The sequence below is a fragment of the Pseudomonas sp. H2_D02 genome (assembly GCF_054677635.1).
Map to the genome: position 1 here is coordinate 758,272 of NZ_CP162816.1, position 18,406 is coordinate 776,677.

The 18,406-nt window shown below is 60.7% G+C and carries 14 protein-coding genes; 6 read left to right on the forward strand and 8 right to left on the reverse strand.

Features of this window, described 5'->3' with window-relative positions; translation table 11 throughout:
• Nucleotides 1–94: 94 nt before the first annotated feature.
• Nucleotides 95–2,275, reverse strand: a complete 2,181-nt coding sequence (gene uvrD / locus AB4N42_RS03420; RefSeq protein WP_030139085.1) for a DNA helicase II — start codon at nucleotides 2,273–2,275, stop codon at nucleotides 95–97.
• A 261-nt stretch (nucleotides 2,276–2,536) separates the two neighbouring features.
• Between uvrD and AB4N42_RS03425 the strand changes: the two genes are divergently transcribed.
• From AB4N42_RS03425 to AB4N42_RS03435, 3 genes are all read left to right on the forward strand, one after another.
• Nucleotides 2,537–5,401 carry a putative bifunctional diguanylate cyclase/phosphodiesterase gene (locus tag AB4N42_RS03425; protein ID WP_460115874.1) on the forward strand — a complete coding sequence of 955 codons (2,865 nt, stop codon included), beginning with the start codon at nucleotides 2,537–2,539 and terminating at the stop codon, nucleotides 5,399–5,401.
• 205 nt (nucleotides 5,402–5,606) lie between these two features.
• Nucleotides 5,607–6,473, forward strand: a complete 867-nt coding sequence (hexR, locus tag AB4N42_RS03430; protein ID WP_003187110.1) for a transcriptional regulator HexR — start codon at nucleotides 5,607–5,609, stop codon at nucleotides 6,471–6,473.
• A gap of 249 nt (nucleotides 6,474–6,722) precedes the next feature.
• Complete coding sequence (locus tag AB4N42_RS03435; protein ID WP_080628535.1) at nucleotides 6,723–6,932, forward strand: PA3496 family putative envelope integrity protein; 210 nt, start codon at nucleotides 6,723–6,725, stop codon at nucleotides 6,930–6,932.
• Here AB4N42_RS03435 and AB4N42_RS03440 read toward each other — a convergent pair.
• On the reverse strand, nucleotides 6,874–7,836 hold the full coding sequence (locus AB4N42_RS03440; protein WP_303651298.1) for a LysR family transcriptional regulator: 963 nt from the start codon (nucleotides 7,834–7,836) through the stop codon (nucleotides 6,874–6,876). The genes AB4N42_RS03435 and AB4N42_RS03440 overlap by 59 nt on opposite strands.
• Nucleotides 7,837–8,023: 187 nt before the next feature.
• On the opposite strand from AB4N42_RS03440, the gene AB4N42_RS03445 reads away from it, so the two are divergent.
• Both AB4N42_RS03445 and oadA read left to right on the forward strand, forming a co-directional pair.
• Nucleotides 8,024–9,439 (forward strand): acetyl-CoA carboxylase biotin carboxylase subunit, encoded by a 1,416-nt coding sequence (locus tag AB4N42_RS03445; RefSeq protein WP_030139089.1) that lies wholly within the window; start codon nucleotides 8,024–8,026, stop codon nucleotides 9,437–9,439.
• 12 nt (nucleotides 9,440–9,451) lie between these two features.
• Complete coding sequence (gene oadA / locus AB4N42_RS03450; protein ID WP_030139090.1) at nucleotides 9,452–11,260, forward strand: sodium-extruding oxaloacetate decarboxylase subunit alpha; 1,809 nt, start codon at nucleotides 9,452–9,454, stop codon at nucleotides 11,258–11,260.
• Nucleotides 11,261–11,323: 63 nt separating this feature from the next.
• Here the strand turns inward: oadA and AB4N42_RS03455 are convergent, their stop codons facing one another.
• The 3 genes from AB4N42_RS03455 to AB4N42_RS03465 form a co-directional block, all read right to left on the reverse strand.
• Nucleotides 11,324–13,513, reverse strand: coding sequence for an autotransporter outer membrane beta-barrel domain-containing protein (locus AB4N42_RS03455; protein WP_460115875.1), 2,190 nt, complete (start codon nucleotides 13,511–13,513; stop codon nucleotides 11,324–11,326).
• A 123-nt stretch (nucleotides 13,514–13,636) separates the two neighbouring features.
• Nucleotides 13,637–14,470 (reverse strand): amino acid ABC transporter permease, encoded by an 834-nt coding sequence (locus tag AB4N42_RS03460; protein WP_030139092.1) that lies wholly within the window; start codon nucleotides 14,468–14,470, stop codon nucleotides 13,637–13,639.
• Nucleotides 14,467–15,288 carry an ABC transporter substrate-binding protein gene (locus tag AB4N42_RS03465; protein ID WP_030139093.1) on the reverse strand — a complete coding sequence of 274 codons (822 nt, stop codon included), beginning with the start codon at nucleotides 15,286–15,288 and terminating at the stop codon, nucleotides 14,467–14,469. Before AB4N42_RS03465 ends, AB4N42_RS03460 begins: the two co-directional genes overlap by 4 nt.
• Before the next feature lie 113 nt (nucleotides 15,289–15,401).
• On the opposite strand from AB4N42_RS03465, the gene AB4N42_RS03470 reads away from it, so the two are divergent.
• Nucleotides 15,402–16,298, forward strand: a complete 897-nt coding sequence (locus AB4N42_RS03470; protein WP_030139094.1) for a homocysteine S-methyltransferase family protein — start codon at nucleotides 15,402–15,404, stop codon at nucleotides 16,296–16,298.
• Nucleotides 16,299–16,391: 93 nt separating this feature from the next.
• On the opposite strand, the gene AB4N42_RS03475 is transcribed toward AB4N42_RS03470, so the two are convergent.
• From AB4N42_RS03475 to AB4N42_RS03485, 3 genes are read right to left on the reverse strand one after another with little or no spacing between them, the layout of a single operon-like run.
• Nucleotides 16,392–17,060, reverse strand: coding sequence for a GNAT family N-acetyltransferase (locus tag AB4N42_RS03475; protein WP_431146908.1), 669 nt, complete (start codon nucleotides 17,058–17,060; stop codon nucleotides 16,392–16,394).
• A 10-nt stretch (nucleotides 17,061–17,070) separates the two neighbouring features.
• Nucleotides 17,071–17,517: a GNAT family N-acetyltransferase gene (locus tag AB4N42_RS03480; protein ID WP_198796173.1), complete on the reverse strand. Its 447-nt coding sequence runs from the start codon at nucleotides 17,515–17,517 to the stop codon at nucleotides 17,071–17,073.
• Nucleotides 17,518–17,519: 2 nt separating this feature from the next.
• On the reverse strand, nucleotides 17,520–18,161 hold the full coding sequence (locus AB4N42_RS03485; RefSeq protein ID WP_030139097.1) for an FMN-binding negative transcriptional regulator: 642 nt from the start codon (nucleotides 18,159–18,161) through the stop codon (nucleotides 17,520–17,522).
• Nucleotides 18,162–18,406: the final 245 nt, after the last annotated feature.

Below are 18,406 nucleotides of genomic sequence, written 5' to 3' on the forward strand. Positions count from 1 at the left end.
GCTCGCGATAGCGGTGTGTCAGTCAGCATGAATATTGACTGATCGGCCGCTATCGCGAGTAAGCTCGCTCCCACAAGGGGACTGCAGAAATTTTTTAGATCGCCTCGAGCTTGGCATACCCCAGCATCAGCCATTTACTGCCTTCGCTGAAGTTGACCTGGACCCGAGCCTGGGCACCGGCGCCCTCGAAGTTGAGGATCACACCGTCGCCGAACACCGAATGCCGTACCGCCTGGCCAAGGCTGAAGCCGGTTTCCGGGATATCGCTGCCACCGAACAGGCTGCTGCTTTGTTGCTGGCTGCCGCCGAACGGACGGCTGACGCTGTTGGAAAGACGGACTTCCTGAATGAGACCTTTCGGTACTTCGCGTACGAAGCGCGACACCTTGTTGTAGGTCTCGCTGCCATATAAGCGTCGGGTTTCTGCGTAGGTCATCACCAGGTTCTGCATGGCGCGGGTGATGCCAACGTAGGCAAGGCGGCGTTCCTCTTCCAGGCGTCCGGGTTCTTCCAGGCTCATCTTGTGGGGAAACAGGCCTTCCTCCATGCCCACCAGGAACACATACGGGAATTCCAGGCCCTTGGCGCTGTGCAGGGTCATCAGCTGGATGCTGTCTTCATGCTCGTCGGCCTGGGTGTCGCCGGCCTCCAGGGAAGCATGGCCGAGGAAAGCCGACAATGGCGAAAGGTCTTCGTCTTCTTCCGTCGTTTCGAAGTTGCGTGCGGCGCTGACCAGTTCCTCGAGGTTTTCCACCCGGGCCTGGCCTTTCTCGCCTTTTTCCGCTTCGTGATAGGCGATCAGGCCGGATTGCTCGATGACGGTCTGGGTCATCAGGTGCAGTGGCATTTCCCCACACTTGGCAGCCAGGTCTTCTATCAAATCCATGAAGGCCTTCAGCGCGCCGGCGGCGCGACCGGTGACGCCTTTGTTGTCGACCAGCAGACGCATCGCTTCCCACATCGACACATGGCTGTGGCGGGCATGCTCGCGAATCGCCTCGACGGTTTTCTCGCCGATGCCCCGCGTCGGCACGTTGATCACCCGCTCCAGGGCCGCGTCGTTGCCACGGCCTTCGATCAGGCGCAGGTAGGCCATGGCGTTCTTGATTTCGGCGCGCTCGAAGAAGCGCTGGCCGCCATAGATCCGGTAAGGAATCCGTTCGCGCAGCAGGGCTTCTTCCAGCACCCGTGATTGGGCGTTGGAGCGATACAGGATGGCGATGTCGCTGCGGGCCAGGCCGGTCTTCAACGCGCTCTCGATGGTTTCCACAACATAGCGGGCCTCATCGTGTTCGTTGAAGGCGGCGTAGAGATTGATCGCCTCGCCTTCGCTGCCGTCGGTCCACAGTTCCTTGCCCAGGCGCCCGGTATTGTTGGCAATCAGGGCGTTGGCGGCCTTGAGGATGCCGGCGGTGGAGCGGTAGTTCTGTTCCAGGCGAATGACCTCGGCGTCGGGGAAGTCTGCCGAGTACTGGTGGATGTTCTCGATCTTCGCGCCCCGCCAGCCATAGATCGACTGATCGTCGTCACCCACCACCATCAGGCTGTCGCCGCCCTTGGCAAGCAGGCGCAACCACGCATATTGAACGGCGTTGGTGTCCTGGAACTCGTCCACCAGGACATGCCGGAAGCGTTTCTGGTAATGGGCCAGCAGGCCCGGGTGGTCACGCCAGAGATCCAGGGCCCGTAGCAGCAGCTCGGAGAAGTCGATGACGCCGGCACGCTGGCACGCCGCCTCGTAGGCTTCATAGATGCTGCGCATGGTCGCCAGGAAAAGGTCGCCGCTGGCCTGGATATGTTGCGGGCGCAGGCCTTCGTCCTTCTGGCCGTTGATGAACCATTGGGCCTGACGGGCCGGCCAGCGTTGTTCATCCAGGCCCAGTTCGCGGATGACCCGCTTGACCAGGCGCTGCTGGTCATCGCTGTCCAGGATCTGGAACGTCTGGCTCAAGCCGGCTTCCTGCCAGTGGGCTCGCAGCAGGCGATGGGCCAGGCCGTGGAAGGTGCCGACCCACATGCCGGCCGGGTTGATGCCCATCAGCTGTTCGATGCGATGGCGCATCTCGGCGGCAGCCTTGTTGGTAAAGGTGACCGACAGGATCGAATGGGGCGAGGCGTTCTCGACCTGGATCAACCAGGCGATACGGTGCACCAGCACTCGGGTCTTGCCGGAGCCGGCACCGGCCAGGACCAATTGACGGCCCACGGAGGCAGCAACAGCCTGGCGTTGGGCATCGTTTAGGGAGTTCAGCAGAAGGGAGAGATCATCGCGCATCGGCGCATTCTAGGGTGCGGCGCCACCCCGGGCAAACCGAGCTTTGCATCAACCGACAAAACACCGCTGGGTGACGACCGGTTGGTCAGCCTCTACAGGCATGGGCGGCGCTTGCCTGGCGTCACCAGTGCCCGGTGGAATGGCCATTTTTTTCAACATTTTTATGAGCGAGAGCAGTGTGGGATGGCCTTTGGCTTGTGTATGCTCGGTTCTCGTTTCGGGTGCACCATGCGCCCCTGAATAAGAACAAGAACATCGACTATGACCTTCAATTCCGATCTGGCGGGCCCTTGTGTTGAGCCGCGGGTCATTTACAAGCAGTACGCCACGGAAATGGCGGTCGAACGCACAAGGCTGTTGTATCAGGGCTCACTGCTGCCCACGCTGTTCATGCTGATCAACGGTCTGGTCTGTGCCGCACTGTTGTGGCAGCCATCGCGCTATTTTCTGGTCAGCGTATGGCTGGTCTGGTTGTTGTCGCTGGTAGCGCTGCGGGTGATCCAGGTGGCAGCGTTCGATTCGGCGATGCCAAGCCGCCAGGCGCACCCGATCTGGTTGCGCATGTTTTTGCTGGGCTCGGCCATGACCGGCCTGACGCTGGCCGGCGCTGGCATTGCGCTGGTTCCGGCGGACAGCTTCCAACAACAGGCCTGGGCGTTTGGCCTGATCGGCGCGGCTACGTTGTCGGCCAGCGTTGCCTACGCCGTCAGCCTTTCGGCATACCTGTCCTTCACCCTGCCGTGCCTGTTGCCGGCAATCGGTTATCTTTTCTGGGGCGGTGATGAGCAGCAGCTCGGTTGGGGCTGGCTTGGGCTGGTCCTGCTGGTTTTCCTGAGTGTAGTGGCCTGGCAGGTCAACCGGCTGATACACAACGGCATGCTGCGACGGTTCCAGAACCAGGCCCTGATCGAGCATTTGCAGCAGGCGCAAGCCCGTGGCGCGCAGCTTAACGAGGCCTTGGCCCGGGAGGTCGAGCAGCGTCGTTCTGCCGAGGCCCGGCTGCGTGCGGCCCAGGTGGGGCTGGAGGAGCGCGTGGCGCAGCGCAGCCTGGAGCTGGATATCGCCAACCAAGCCCTGAGTAAAAGCGAGGCGCGCCTGGCCCTGGCCTTGAAAGCCAGCGAGCTGGGGCTCTGGGACTGGAACCTGCAGACCGACGAAGTCCATCACACCCAACTCAAGGAACTGTTCGGCCTGGAGCCCGAATACGTCACGGCCATGCTCAGCCATTTGACCCCGCGGCTGCATCCGCAAGACCTTCCCGCGCTCAAGCGCGCGCTTGTCGAGCACCTGAAGGGCCGTAGCGAGGATTACCAGATCGAATACCGTGTCCGTCACGGCGACGGCCATTGGGTCTGGATCGAAGACCGTGGTCGAGCCGTGGAACGCAGCCCTGGCGGTCGGGTTTTACGCATGGTCGGCACCCGGCGAAACATCAGCGCAAGCAAAGAGCTTGAACAGCAACGGCAACTGGCGGCCACGGTATTCGAGGCCGCCAGCGAAGGCATCGTGATCTTCGACCCAAACTACGCGTTGCTGGCGGCCAACCAGGCGTTCACGCGGGTGACCGGGTTCAATATCGCCGACATGTTGGGGCGCAACGTGGTCGACCTGCCATGCAGCCGCGATGCGCGCCGACACTATCCAATCATTCGCCAGGCCCTCAGGCAGCACGGCACCTGGCAAGGCGAACTGGTGGAGGCTCGCGCCAACGGCGAGCTTTATCCGCAGTGGCTGCAGCTGAACGTGGTCCGCGATCTGCGGGGCAACGTCAGCCATATCGTCGGCTTTTTCGCGGATCTTTCGGCCCGGCGCGAGTCCGAGGAGCGGATGCGCTATCTCACGCATTACGACGAATTGACCGGTCTGGCGAACCGTTCACTGTTTCGCGAGCGCCTGCAAGAAGCCCATCAGCGGGTGCGCCAGGGTGGGCGACGGAGCCTGGCGCTGCTGCATATCAATCTGGATCGTTTCAAGCTGCTCAACGACAGTCTCGGTCATGACATCGCCGACCAACTGCTGCAAAAAATGGCTCGGCGCCTGATCAATGCGCTGCCGGAGGCGGATACCATCGCCCGGCTATCGGGCGATGAGTTTGCGGTGTTGTTCGATGCCTATGGCAACCTTTCGAGCCTGGCGCGGGTGGCGACTCGGCTGGCCGCCAAACTGCGTGTACCACTGACCATAGAAGGCCATGAACTGGTGCTCAGTGCCTCGATCGGCATCAGCTTGTTGCCTGATAACACGCGGGAAGTTGCCATGCTGGTCAGCCAGGCGAACATGGCCATGCAACATGCCAAGCATTTGGGGGGTAACAATTTCCAGTTCTACACCGACAGCCTCCAGGCCAGCACGCTGGAGCGCCTGCAACTGGAGAATCAGCTGCGCAAGGCTTTGGAAGAGCAACAACTGAAGGTCTTTTACCAGCCAAAACTGTGCCTGGCGACCGGTCGCCTGAACGCCGCCGAGGCGTTGGTGCGTTGGGATCATCCGGCCATGGGCCGGGTGCCGCCGGGGGATTTCATCGGCCTGGCCGAAGAGACCGGGTTGATCGGGCCGATTGGCGAATTCGTATTGCGCCAAGCTTGTTGGCAGGCATGCGAATGGCAACGCCAGGGGCTCGCGCCGATCAGGGTGTCCGTCAATTTGTCGGTGCATCAATTGCGCCAGGGCAAGCTGGTCAGCCTGGTGCGGCAGGTACTGGAAGAAACCGGTCTGGCCCCTCAATACCTGGAACTGGAGCTGACCGAGAGCCAATTGCTCGACAGCGTTGAGCATATTATCGCGACGTTTCAGCAGCTACGGGATTTGGGGGTCAAGCTGGCCATCGATGATTTTGGCACCGGCTATTCTTCCCTGAGCTACCTCAAGCGTATTCCGGTGGACTACGTGAAAATCGACCAGGCCTTCATTCGCGGCCTGGAGGAGGGCGGCGAGGACGCGGCCATTACCCGCGCGATCATTGCGATGGCCCATGGGCTTTCACTCAAGGTAGTGGCCGAGGGCGTGGAGCGGCAAGGGCAGCTCGACTTCCTGAAAAATGAACAATGCGACGAGGTCCAGGGGTATCTCATCAGCCGGCCGGTTGACGCTGAAGGCTTGGCCCGCTTGTTGGGGACGCAAAAATAGGACCGCGCGCTGGGTTTGATCGAGGAATCGTTTCGAACTTTTCCCTGCTTCCCTCGCTGCGACGGCTACATGAAGCGTTCCCCGCCAAAACAAGGGTTGGCGGGGCTAAATCAGTTACGTATTGGGCAGGCATAAAGACAATTCTTGTAGTATAACTACAAGATTGCTACATCCCGGCACCTGCCCATAACAAGAGTCCAGCCCTTTGAACCTGTTGCAACACATCGCCCAGTCACGCCACCTGCTGCGCAAGTCGGAGCTGAAAGTCGCCGATCATGTACTGCTTGATCCTGCGGCCGTGATGCACAGTTCCATGGCCGATCTTGCCCACAGCGTTGGCATCAGCGAACCGACCATCGTGCGTTTTTGCCGGGCCATTGGTTGCTCGGGTTTCCAGGACCTGAAACTCAAGTTGGCGCAAAGCCTGGCGGCCGGTGCGAGCTTTGGCCAGTTTGCGATCCATGAAGACGATTCGGTCGCCGACTACAGCCTGAAAATCTTCGATACGACCTTGCACACGCTGATGGAGGTTCGCGAGAAGCTCGACCCGGTGGCGTTGCAGAAGGCCGTCACGGCCATGTCCCAGGCCCAGCGCGTCGAGTTCTATGGCTTCGGTGCCTCGGGCGCGGTGGCGGCCGATGCCCAGCACAAATTCTTCCGGTTGCTGCTCACGGCGGCGGCCTATTCCGACCCGCACATGCAAGCCATGTCGGCCGTCACGCTGAAGCCAACCGACGTGGCGATCTGCATTTCCCAGTCGGGGCGTTCCAAGGACCTGCTGATCACCGCCAACCTGGTGCGTGAAAGCGGTGCCTCGCTGATTACCTTGTGCCCGAGCCAGACGCCGTTGGCGGAGCTTTCCACGGTAAACCTGGCCATTGACGTACATGAAGACACCGAGATCTACACGCCGCTGACCTCGCGCATCGCCCATCTGGTGGTGATCGACGTCCTGGCGATGGGCGTCGCCATGGCGCGTGGCCCGAGCCTGGTCAACCACCTCAAGAGCGTGAAGCGCAGCCTTCGCAGCCTGCGGTTGTCGCCCAAGTCGGTGAAGGCGCTGGACGACTGAGCGCTGATTCTGAAAGTTAGGGACTCTTGTGGCGAGGGAGCTTGCTCCCGCTGGGCTGCGAAGCAGTCCCCAACGATTTTTCCAGATACACCGCATGGCTGGTTTGCGACTGCTGCGCAGTCGAGCGGGAGCAAGCTCCCTCGCCACGGTTCATTCGCCCGAATTCATCGTTCTGTAATGCACGCGCAGCCAAACCGTCATCGCCCGCCGTCATCGTAAAGCTCCCGTATACGTCTTGGGAGTCTCGACATGACCCAGTCCTACGAAGAACGCAGCGCCGCCAAAACCCGTCGTCAGCAGGAAGATCAGCGCCGCATGGCGTTCCGTCGTGCGATCGAAGACCGTTTCGAGCAACGCCAGCTCCTGGCGGAAATCAGCGAATTTCCTGACGCGGTTGAATTCAATTACTGGCAGGCAACACCGGCGGCTTCCCGTCGAAGCGCTCAACCAGGCCGATAATCTGCGCGCGCTCACCGCGAACGAAGGCCAGGAAGGCATGAGCCACCGGTGACAGGCGCTTCGCCCTGGCCTGCACCAGGCACCAGCTGCGGTACAGCGGCAGTTCTTCCACCGGCAACTCGATGAGCGCGCCGGATGATAGTTCCCGGCTCACGGCGTGGCGTGTCAAAAGCGCCACGCCCAGCCCGGCCACCACGCATTCACGCTGGGCTTCAGCCGAAGCCACTTCCAACGTCTGGGTGAAGTGCACCCGCTTTTCCTTGAAATATTCTTCGCAGGCCAGCCGTGTACCGGAGCCCGGTTCGCGCAGCAGCAGCGTGTAAGGCTCCAGGTCTTGCAAACGCAGTGGGCCCAGGTGACACAGCGGATGATCGGGCGGCGCCACGGCGACGATCGGATTGTTGAGAAACGGAAGGAATTCCAGGCCCATGTCCTGGGGCACCATGGACATGATCACCACGTCGTCGCGGTTGTCCGAGAGCCGTCGGATGACCTGGCCGCGATTGACCACCGTGAGGTTCAGGTTGACCTCCGGATGCTGGCGCTTGAACGCGGCGAACAGATGCGGGACGAAGTATTTGGCGCTGGATTCCACCGCGAGCTTCAATTGGCCTTGCAGCGAACCCTGCATGTCCGATAGCTGCATGTCGAGGTTCTCCAGGCGTCCAAAGATGTCCCGGCTGGCGCGTTGCAACGCTTCGGCGGCTTCGGTCATGTAGAGTTTCTTGCCAACGTACTCAAACAAAGGCTGGCCAATAAGCTCTTCGAGGGAGCGAATCTGTAGGCTGACGGCCGGCTGCGTAAGCGACATTTCATCGGCAGCGCGACTGTAGGACCGCAGGTCGCACACCTCATTGAAGATTTGCAGTTGACGCAATGTCATACGCATCAATGACTTACGCATTTTTCAAACACTCTGGGTCGAGACAATTACCTCAACTATAAGTCTTTGCTTATGCACGGCCCAATAATTATTCATTTTTGTTAATCCCCAGCCGGGACTAGTGTGGACCTGCGACCAATTGTTACATCTGGTCACGCATCGGCCTGAACCCAGGCCGTGGGTATCACCGGCTCAAGGGAACCTCCAATTGATAACAAAGATCCTGATCGCCAACCGTGGTGAGATTGCCGTCCGCATCGTGCGCGCTTGCGCCGAGATGGGCATTCGCTCGGTCGCGGTCTACTCCGACGCGGACCGCCATGCGTTGCATGTCAAGCGTGCGGACGAGGCCCACAGCATCGGCGCCGATCCGCTGGCCGGCTACCTCAACCCGCGCAAACTGGTGAACCTGGCGGTGGAAACCGGCTGCGATGCGTTGCACCCCGGCTACGGTTTTCTCTCGGAAAACGCCGAACTGGCAGACATCTGCGCTGAGCGCGGCATCAAATTCATTGGCCCCTCGGCGGAAGTCATTCGCCGCATGGGCGACAAGACCGAAGCGCGCCGCAGCATGATCAAGGCCGGCGTACCGGTCACGCCGGGCACCGAAGGCAACGTCTCGGGCATCGAAGAAGCGCTGGCCGAAGGTGACCGGATCGGTTATCCGGTGATGCTCAAGGCCACGTCCGGCGGCGGCGGTCGGGGTATCCGTCGTTGCAACAGTCGCGAAGAACTCGAACAGGCCTTCCCGCGCGTGATCTCCGAAGCCACCAAGGCGTTCGGTTCGGCGGAAGTGTTCCTGGAAAAATGCATCGTCAATCCCAAGCACATCGAAGCGCAGATCCTGGGCGACAGTTTTGGCAACGTGGTGCACCTGTTCGAGCGGGACTGCTCGATCCAGCGCCGCAACCAGAAGCTGATCGAAATTGCCCCGAGCCCGCAACTGACCCCCGAACAGCGCGCCTACATCGGCGACCTGTCGGTGCGCGCGGCCAAGGCCGTGGGCTACGAGAATGCCGGCACCGTGGAGTTCCTGCTCGCCGAAGGCGAGGTGTACTTCATGGAGATGAACACCCGGGTGCAGGTGGAACACACCATCACCGAAGAAATCACCGGTATCGACATTGTTCGCGAACAGATCCGCATCGCCTCCGGGCTGCCATTGTCGGTCAAGCAGGAAGACATCCAGCACCGTGGTTTTGCGTTGCAGTTCCGCATCAACGCCGAAGACCCGAAAAACAACTTCCTGCCCAGCTTCGGCAAGATCACCCGCTACTACGCTCCGGGTGGCCCGGGCGTGCGCACCGACACGGCGATCTACACCGGCTACACCATTCCGCCGTTCTACGATTCGATGTGCCTGAAGTTGGTGGTTTGGGCACTGACCTGGGAAGAAGCGATGGACCGAGGCCTGCGAGCGTTGGATGACATGCGCCTGCAAGGGGTCAAGACCACCGCCGCCTATTACCAGGAAATCCTGCGCAATCCGGAATTCCGCAGCGGCCAGTTCAATACCAGCTTCGTTGAAAGCCACCCTGAACTGACCAACTACTCGATCAAGCGCAAACCCGAAGAGCTGGCCCTGGCCATCGCCGCCGCCATTGCCGCCCACGCAGGCCTGTAAGGAATCATGACAATGTCCAAGAAGATCCACGTTACCGACACAATCCTGCGCGACGCCCACCAATCGCTGCTCGCCACCCGGATGCGCACCGAAGACATGCTGCCGATTTGCGACAAGCTCGACAAAGTCGGCTATTGGTCGCTGGAAGTCTGGGGCGGCGCCACCTTCGACGCCTGCGTGCGTTTTCTGAAGGAAGATCCGTGGGAGCGCCTGCGCCAACTCCGTGCCGCGTTGCCCAACACTCGTCTGCAAATGCTCCTGCGCGGCCAGAACCTGCTGGGCTATCGCCATTACAGCGATGACGTGGTCAAGGCGTTCGTCGCCAAGGCGGCGGTCAACGGCATCGATGTGTTCCGGATCTTCGATGCGATGAACGACGTGCGTAACCTGCGGGTCGCCATCGAAGCGGTGAAGGCCGCCGGCAAGCACGCCCAAGGCACCATCGCCTACACCACCAGCCCGGTGCACACCATCGACGCATTCGTAGCCCAGGCCAAGCAGATGGAAGCCATGGGTTGCGACTCGGTGGCGATCAAGGACATGGCCGGCCTGCTGACCCCGTATGCCACTGGCGAACTGGTGAAAGCGCTGAAGAGCGAGCAATCGTTGCCAGTATTCATCCACTCCCACGACACCGCCGGCCTCGCCGCGATGTGCCAGCTAAAGGCCGTCGAAAACGGCGCCGATCACATCGATACGGCGATTTCCAGCTTCGCCTGGGGCACCAGTCATCCAGGCACCGAATCGATGGTCGCCGCCCTCAAGGGCAGCGAGTTCGACACCGGCCTGGACCTGGAACTGCTGCAGGAAATCGGCCTGTATTTCTATGCCGTGCGCAAGAAGTACCACCAGTTCGAAAGCGAGTTCACCGCCGTGGACACCCGCGTCCAGGTCAACCAGGTACCGGGCGGGATGATTTCCAACCTTGCCAACCAGTTGAAAGAGCAGGGCGCGCTGAACCGGATGAACGAAGTGCTGGCGGAAATCCCGCGGGTGCGCGAAGACCTCGGCTTCCCACCGCTAGTGACCCCGACCTCGCAGATCGTCGGCACCCAGGCGTTCTTCAACGTGTTGGCTGGTGAGCGCTACAAGACCATCACCAACGAAGTGAAGCTCTACCTTCAGGGCGGCTACGGCAAGGCACCGGGTTTGGTGAACGAGAAGTTGCGTCGCCAGGCTATCGGCAGCGAAGAGGTGATCGACGTGCGTCCGGCCGATTTGCTCAAGCCGGAAATGACCAAGCTGCGTGGCGAAATCGGTGCCCTGGCCAAGTCAGAAGAGGACGTGCTGACCTACGCCATGTTCCCTGACATCGGTCGCAAGTTCCTCGAAGAACGTGAAGCCGGCACCTTGACCCCTGAAGTGCTGCTGCCAATTCCAGAGGCCGGCAGCGTCAGCTCCGCCGGCGGCGAAGGCGTGCCGACCGAGTTCGTCATTGACGTTCACGGCGAAACCTACCGTGTCGACATCACTGGCGTGGGCGTCAAGGCCGAAGGCAAGCGTCACTTCTACCTGTCTATCGATGGCATGCCGGAAGAGGTCGTCTTCGAGCCGCTCAATGAATTCGTCGGCGGCGGCAGCAGCAAGCGCAAGCAAGCCACTGCGCCGGGCCATGTCAGCACCACCATGCCGGGCAACATCGTCGATGTCCTGGTCAAGGAGGGCGACGTGGTCAAGGCCGGCCAGGCGGTATTGATCACCGAAGCCATGAAGATGGAAACCGAAGTGCAGGCGGCCATCGCCGGCAAGGTCACCGCCATTCATGTGGCCAAGGGCGACCGGGTCAACCCGGGCGAGATCCTCGTCGAAATCGAAGGCTGATTCAAACAGCCTCGATGCAACGTTTTACCTCGGGGGAGCAGGTGCTCCCCTTTTTTTCGCCTTTCAGAACATCATCTTCCACTGGCCCATCAGCGCACCGTTGCGATTGTCCTGGCCAGTCTCGCCGCTGTAGTTCAGTCCCAGGGTATGACGTGGCGATACGGCCAGGTCCAATCCTGCTTGCAAGAGCAGGCTGTCACGGTCCAGCTCGACTCCCTGGATGACGTACGTATTGCCTCCGCTGGCCAGATGTTGATGGGAGTTGCCCCTGATGTCGCCGTACAGGTGCTTCCAGCCGACATCGACGCGCGGCGTCAATCGCATGCCTTGGTCGAATACAAAAGGGCGGGCGAGGCGCAGGCCGAGGTCGCTGCTGAAGTGTTCCTGGGTCTGGTCGTGGTATTGCAGCGCGGCATCGCCACCTTTTTCCGCGTAGGCGTCGCGTTGGTAGCGTTGGTAACCCACCTGGACGTAGGGCTCTATATCGAACTGTCCGACGTCCAGGTGGTAGCCGACCTGTCCGAAGACCTGTTGCGTCGTGGCGTCGTAACGGCCCTTGAGATGATCCTTGAAACCATTGAACGCGACATGGCGCTTGGTGCTGCCGTCATGGCTGCCATAGACGGCACCCAGGCGCAGCGCCACCGGCCCTTCCTGGCGCAAGGCGTAGGCGCCTACGAGCCAACTGTCGAGTGCTCCGTCGAATTGATAGCTGTCCAGTCGTGTTTGGGTCTTGCTGCCAATGACGCCCAATCGCCAATTGGAGCTGACAGCCCAATCGGTTCCCAGCATCAGGCCCTTGGTCGAATGCTTGAGGGCGTAGCTGCCCAATTGCTTGGCGAGGCTGCCGCTATTGCCAACGGCCTGGACCCAGACCTGGCCGTTACCATGTTCGCCCGACGGGTTATGCCTGCCCATCACGGACAGCATTCCCGTGCTGATCGGTGCGACGCTGCTCAGGGTGGCGTTGCCCAGGTCTGCCGTGTCGTAGCCGCCGAGTTGGTCGATGGCATCGGCGGCTGTGGCCATGTTGGTGCCGAGCAGGGCGTTGATGGCAGTGTTGGGTTTAGCTACAGGCTTGATGGGCTTCGCCTGGACGACGGGCTTGGGTTTGGCTGCGGCGACTACTTTTGGTGGTTCGGTGGGCTTTGCTGCAGGGCTTGTGGTTTTCGGTTTGCTCGCAGGAGAGGGTTCAGGCTCTAAAATACCGTTGGTTTCTTGCCGCAGGTCCGGGATAGCGCCTGCAACTGCCAGCCCGTTGGGAGTCGACGCGGCTTTCGTGAGTGGAACGTTGTTGCGTGTGAGGACCAACCCCACTTGTTTACCTGCGACGTAGTCCGGCGTCGCGTTCATGTAAACGAGTTCGTTCAAGACCTTCCCGAATTTGCCATCGATCTTTTTCGCCTCGATCACAACGTGCTTGCCGGCTTCAGTGGATTCGCCGGATACAGCGATGACTTTCAAAGTCGCATCACCCAAGGTGGCTGTACCGCCAACCTGGATCGTGGCGCTGCCTCTTTCTGCGTCGATTCCATAAACCAACGTCGCGCTCTTGGAGAACTTGAGGTCGTTGGTAACCGAAGGCGCGCCAATGTCTGGACCGACCTTCATCAAGCCCGTCACATCCAGCGCATCGACCGTCCCGTTACCGCTGAACGTGGCGTTTTTCCCAACGAACACGGGCCCGGCCACGGTACCTTGATTGTCGAATATGCCGAGTGCGTGCACCGCACCCGCAATCTGACCGGTGTTGGTCAACCTGGCCTTCGAGTCGACCAGACTTCCCCCGTTGAAAGCGCCGCCGTTGGACCATTCGCCTTGCTTGAGATGCAGATCCTTAACGTTACTTATTTGATTGATGACGCCTCCCTTGGCGATATCCAATTGCAGGACATTAGTCCCGCCGCCGCCGTCGGTAAGCCCGAAAAGTTCGCCTTGCTTGCTGACAATCACCAGGTCGTTGCTGTCGCCCATCGATAGGGGAGCTTCCTGGGCCTTGATAACCTTTTCGACCTTCGTATCTGGCGCCGCCGCGAATGCCTTGAGGCGGGCCTGCGCCTGGGCAGTTGTTTCAACGGGTTGGGCTTCTTCGGCAACCGACTGGGCCATCGAAAGCTCGGCACAACCAAGCGCCAGCGCTATTGCCAGCGCGAGATGTTGGGGCAGGAATACGTGTTGGGTAGGCATTGAGTGCGACCTGTGATGGAGAAGGTCGCACTGTAAAAATTCAGCCGGGGCGGCGATGCCAGCCATCTTCCCGCCGTGGGCACGATTCAGTGGATGAAGTTTGTAGGCTGGTCGTGTTGCGTTCCCGCTATCGTCGCGATGGCTGGCGGGAACTGTGGCTTTTCCCTACAGCATGTTCATACACAGCCGTCAGCTGCGCTTGAGATAAGCCTTCCCATAATGCCGCTCCATCCGCGCCTGAATCAGCTCCAGTGCAATGGACATCAGCCAATAAATAATCGCCGCTGTCGTCAGCATCTCGATATACCGATAGCTGGAACGACCATAAGACTGCGCCAAGAACATCACTTCCCAGACCCCCATCACCGAGATCAGCGAGGAATCCTTGAGCATGGAAATGAATTGGTTGGTGGTCGGCGGGATGATGGTGCGCATGGCCTGGGGCAGGGTGACGCGCCAGAAGATCACGGTTTCGCTCAGGCCCAGGGCAAGGGACGCTTCGCGTTGGCCATGGGGGACGCCGAGGATGCCGGCGCGGAAGATCTCGCTCAGGTAGGCGCCATAATTCAGCGATAGGGCGATGATTCCGGCGGCGATGGCGCCGGGGACTACGCCCAGTTGCGGCAGGCCCAAGTAGATCAGCAGGATCTGGATCAACAGCGGCGTGCCGCGAAAGAACGACGCGTAGAAACTGGCGATGCCGAACGCCACCGCACTGCTGGAAAGCCGCGCCAGGGCTGTGATGAAGCCCAGCAAGGACGAAGCGACGATCGAACACAGGCACAGGAACAACGTCAGCATCGCACCCTGCAAAAAGCCATTGGGCGCCAGGTGTACGCCCAGCAGGTTCGGCAATTTGTCGAGGATGATCGAGAACTTCAGGTCGAAGCTCAGGAAGAAACTGGCGAACAGCACCAGCATCGCCGCCCAGGTCAGGTACAGTCGGGTACGAAAACCGAAGATTTTTTGCAGGCGTGATTCAGCCACCGAAGGCGGTGGCTGGGGGGGTGGAAAAGAAGTCATTGGGTAATGTCGGCGCCGATCCATTTCTGCGAGAGTCTGCTCAAGGTGCCGTCCTGTTTCAACTGGGCAAAGACTTCACGCACCTTGCTGTCCCACTGCGCATCACCTTTCTCGATGGCCACCGAGTTCGGTTCGGAGTAGAGCGGCGGGCCGGCCAGCTTGAAGCGCTTGTCCTCGGTCAGGCGCGGCTGGGCGGTCACCAGGTTGGTCAGCACCGCGTCCAGGCGTACCCCGGCGCCAAGGCCCAGGTCTTGGAACGCCACGTTGTCGGTGTCGTACGGGGCGATCTGCACGTCTTCGAACGGGTAGCTCAGTTGGGTATCCTCGGCGCCTTCGATCACCAGGTTCTTGTTCAGGTAGCTCTCGTAGCTGGAGGCGCTGGTCAAGCCGACTTTCTTGCCGCTCAAGTCCTTGGCGCCGTGGATACGGTCGTCCTTGGCATTGACCACGATGACCGCGGGCGACGCGTAGTACTGCACCGGGAAATCAAACACTTCGGCGCGGGCCTTGCTCGGCGTCATGGAACAGATGCAGATGTCGTAGCGCCCGCTCCAGTGGCCGGCCGCGATCACGTCCCAGGACGGCGTTTCCAGACGCAGTTTCACACCCAGTTTCTGTGCCACGGCCTTGGCGACGTCCACGTCGAAACCGTCGAGCTGGTTCTGATCGTTGAGGAACGAGAAGGGCGGATAGCTTTCCATCAGCACGCCCACCAGCTCTTTTTTCTGTTCGATGCGATCCAGTGTGGCTCCGGCGAACGCTTGCGAAGAGGCGGCCAGCAGCGTCAGGCCCAGGGCCAGCAACGGTTGTAATTTCATATGAAGGCCCTGTTAGAAAAATAAGTTGTAGTTCTCTGAATGGTGCGTATTAAATAGTTATAAGAACAACTCCGGTAGTGAGTATTTTTCATAAGCTTATGAGTGAATCGCATATGGGCGCAGCAACAGTCATTCTCGATGGCGGCATGGGCCGTGAACTGCAACGCCGTGGCGCGCCGTTCCGACAGCCCGAGTGGTCGGCGCTGGCCTTGAGCGAAGCGCCCCAGGCCGTGGAGGCCGTGCATGCGGCTTATATCGCCAGCGGCGCCAATGTCATTACCAGCAACAGCTATGCCGTGGTGCCGTTCCATATCGGTGAGGCGCGTTTCGCCGCCGAAGGCCAGGCCTTGGCGGCGCTGGCCGGCGAGTTGGCGAAGCGGGCAGTTGAGGCTTCAGGCAAAGCGGTGCGGGTAGCGGGGTCGCTGCCGCCGTTGTTCGGTTCCTATCGGCCGGATCTGTTCGACGCCTCCCGCGCCGCCGAATTACTTGCGCCATTGGTCGCCGGCCTGGCGCCCCACGTCGACTTGTGGCTGGCCGAGACCCAGAGCTCCACTGTCGAAGCACGGGCGATTCACGCCGGGTTGCCGAAGGACGGCAAGCCGTTCTGGCTGTCGTTTACCCTGAAAGACGAAGACACCGATGAAGTACCGCGCCTGCGTTCTGGCGAGCCGGTGGCAGACGCGGCGGCGGTCGCGGCGGAGCTGGGCGTCGAGGTGCTGCTGTTCAACTGCAGCCAACCGGAAGTGATCGGTGCGGCGATCGACGCGGCGCGAGAAACCTTCGAGCGGTTGGGCGTGAACATCCACATCGGCGCCTATGCCAATGCTTTCCCCCCGCAGCCCAAGGAAGCGACGGCCAATGATGGGCTGGACCCATTGCGCGAAGACCTCGACCCGCCGGGCTATCTGCAGTGGGCGGCTGACTGGCGCAAGCGCGGAGCCAGCCATCTGGGTGGTTGCTGTGGTATCGGCCCAGAGCATATTGCGGTGTTGGCGCAGCAGTTGGTCTGAGTGACCGGGTCGGCTCGGGTGGAGGGCACGCGTACAGGCGCTGCCAGGGAACCCGGTGGGCGCGAGCTCCTCGCCACCGGGTAAGGCGCTGGTCTACAACCGGCATTCCACCAAGCTGCGCACTTGCCCATCCTCGCGCTGATTCTCTTCGCTCAGCCAGCGCTCGAATCCTGCGCCGATGGCTGGCCATTCCGAATCCAGCATCGAATACCAGGCCGTGTCGCGGTTCTGCCCCTTGACCACCATGTGCTGGCGGAACACGCCCTCGAACGTGAACCCCAGCCGCTCGGCGGCGTATCTGGAACGGGCGTTGGCGTTGTTGCACTTCCATTCCAGGCGACGATAACCCAGAGCGAAAGATTCCTTGGCCAGCAGATAAACCGCCTCGGTGCTTTTCGGCGAGCGCTGCATCGGCGCGCCGAAGGTCACATGGCCGATCTCGATGCGCCCTTGGGCGGGCACGATGGACATCAGGCTGAGAATGCCCTGCACCTCGCCGCTGGCACGGTCAATCACACTGAAGAAATACGGGTCGACGTTGGCCGCATGGTTGTTCAGCCAGGCATCGAACGCGCCGCGATCCTGGAACGGGCCATAGGGTAAATAATCCCAGAGTTTCGGGTCGGCTCCGGGGCCTTCCAGGGCTTGCCACAGGCCATCGGCATGGCGCGCCGGATCGAGTTTTTCCAGGCGGATGAAACGCCCTTCGAGCAACTGCGCGGACGGCGCCGGGACACCTTTCCAATCAGCGAGTGAAGACATCGGGCACTCCTTAAAGGGCTTTGCGAAATTGAATGTAGCCAGGGCGTTCGGCGATGCGCTCGTACAGCTGGATCGCCGTGGCGTTGGTTTCGTGGGTCAACCAGTGCACCTTGCAGCAGCCGTCGGCCTTGGCGGTGCTGTAGACGAACTCGATGAGCTGGCGACCCACACCGGTGCCACGGGTTTGTTCCGCTACCAGCAGGTCTTGCAGGTAGCAGGAATTCTCGATGCTCCAGTTCGAACGATGGTAGATGAAGTGCACCAGGCCCACCGCCGTGTCGCCATTCCAGGCCAGGGCAGCATGGGTCGGTTCGCTGTCATCGAGCAAGCGTTGCCAGGTGCTTTGGCTCACCGCGTCCGGTAATTCGGTGTTGTAGAAGCGCAGGTAGGCTTGCCACAACGGCAGCCAGGCAGCGTGATCGTCGGCGCTGACGCGGCGGATGTCGAGTTGGCTCATGGTCACTCCTTGGACAATTGTTCAGGTATCAGGTGGGCGAGGGCCCGGTCCTGCGGATCAGGGCTGGCAGCGAGCCCGTTGCGTACCCCGGCGACATCTACCGGGCTGCGGTTCTGACTGAGCTTGCGTTTGCCCTCCAGACGCTGGATCGGCAGGGCAAAACCGACGATTGCCTTGAGCATGCTGTCGATGTATTCGGCCGGAGCATCGTCAATTTTCCAGGGCTGGGCCCGGCCGATCTCGTGGCGATCGGTGAGCGCGCCCACCAGGTTGCGCAGGCGATCAGCGTCGCTGAACACCTCGGCGGTGCCGTAGGCGTGCACGGCCAGGTAGTTCCAGGTCGGCACCACCTTGCCGTGTTCGATTTTGCTGGGGTAGAAACTCGGGCTGACGTAGGCATCGGCGCCGGGGAAAATCACCAGGGCGTTGGCGCCCGCTTCCAGGTCGCGCCATTGCGGATTGGCCCGAGCCATGTGCCCATAAAGGCTCCCATTCGGGCCTTGTCGTGGGTCCAACAGTAGCGGTAGATGACTGGCCTGCAAGCCCTGCTCGCCCTGAGTGATCATTATCGCCAGGCGGCAATCACCCATCATCTGGTGCAGTTGAGGCAGATCTTCGACAGCAAAGCCCTTGGGGTTGTACATGATAAGTTTTCCTTGGCGAATGCGAGCATCCTAGGCAGGCTATTGGTCTGTGTTAAGAGCCACTTACAGCCAATTTCATAGGTCCATTCGTTACGGGATATGAAAAGCGGATGGGGTCCCCGCTTATCTTCCTCGCTGTCTGCTGTGGGAATATTTACATAGGCCGATCCACTTACAATTTCTAAAACTCAATCCGCCTGAATATATATATGTATGCGCTGACGGGTTTAACGACACCGTAGGGT

Coding starts and splice junctions, on each gene's coding strand:
- uvrD (WP_030139085.1), bottom strand. CDS start 2,275: ATGCGCGATGATCTCTCCCTTCTGCTGAACTCCCTAAACGATGCCCAA.
- AB4N42_RS03425 (WP_460115874.1), top strand. CDS start 2,537: ATGACCTTCAATTCCGATCTGGCGGGCCCTTGTGTTGAGCCGCGGGTC.
- AB4N42_RS03435 (WP_080628535.1), top strand. CDS start 6,723: ATGACCCAGTCCTACGAAGAACGCAGCGCCGCCAAAACCCGTCGTCAG.
- AB4N42_RS03440 (WP_303651298.1), bottom strand. CDS start 7,836: ATGCGTAAGTCATTGATGCGTATGACATTGCGTCAACTGCAAATCTTC.
- oadA (WP_030139090.1), top strand. CDS start 9,452: ATGTCCAAGAAGATCCACGTTACCGACACAATCCTGCGCGACGCCCAC.
- AB4N42_RS03455 (WP_460115875.1), bottom strand. CDS start 13,513: ATGGCTGGCATCGCCGCCCCGGCTGAATTTTTACAGTGCGACCTTCTC.
- AB4N42_RS03460 (WP_030139092.1), bottom strand. CDS start 14,470: ATGACTTCTTTTCCACCCCCCCAGCCACCGCCTTCGGTGGCTGAATCA.
- AB4N42_RS03465 (WP_030139093.1), bottom strand. CDS start 15,288: ATGAAATTACAACCGTTGCTGGCCCTGGGCCTGACGCTGCTGGCCGCC.
- AB4N42_RS03470 (WP_030139094.1), top strand. CDS start 15,402: ATGGGCGCAGCAACAGTCATTCTCGATGGCGGCATGGGCCGTGAACTG.
- AB4N42_RS03475 (WP_431146908.1), bottom strand. CDS start 17,060: ATGTCTTCACTCGCTGATTGGAAAGGTGTCCCGGCGCCGTCCGCGCAG.
- AB4N42_RS03480 (WP_198796173.1), bottom strand. CDS start 17,517: ATGAGCCAACTCGACATCCGCCGCGTCAGCGCCGACGATCACGCTGCC.
- AB4N42_RS03485 (WP_030139097.1), bottom strand. CDS start 18,161: ATGTACAACCCCAAGGGCTTTGCTGTCGAAGATCTGCCTCAACTGCAC.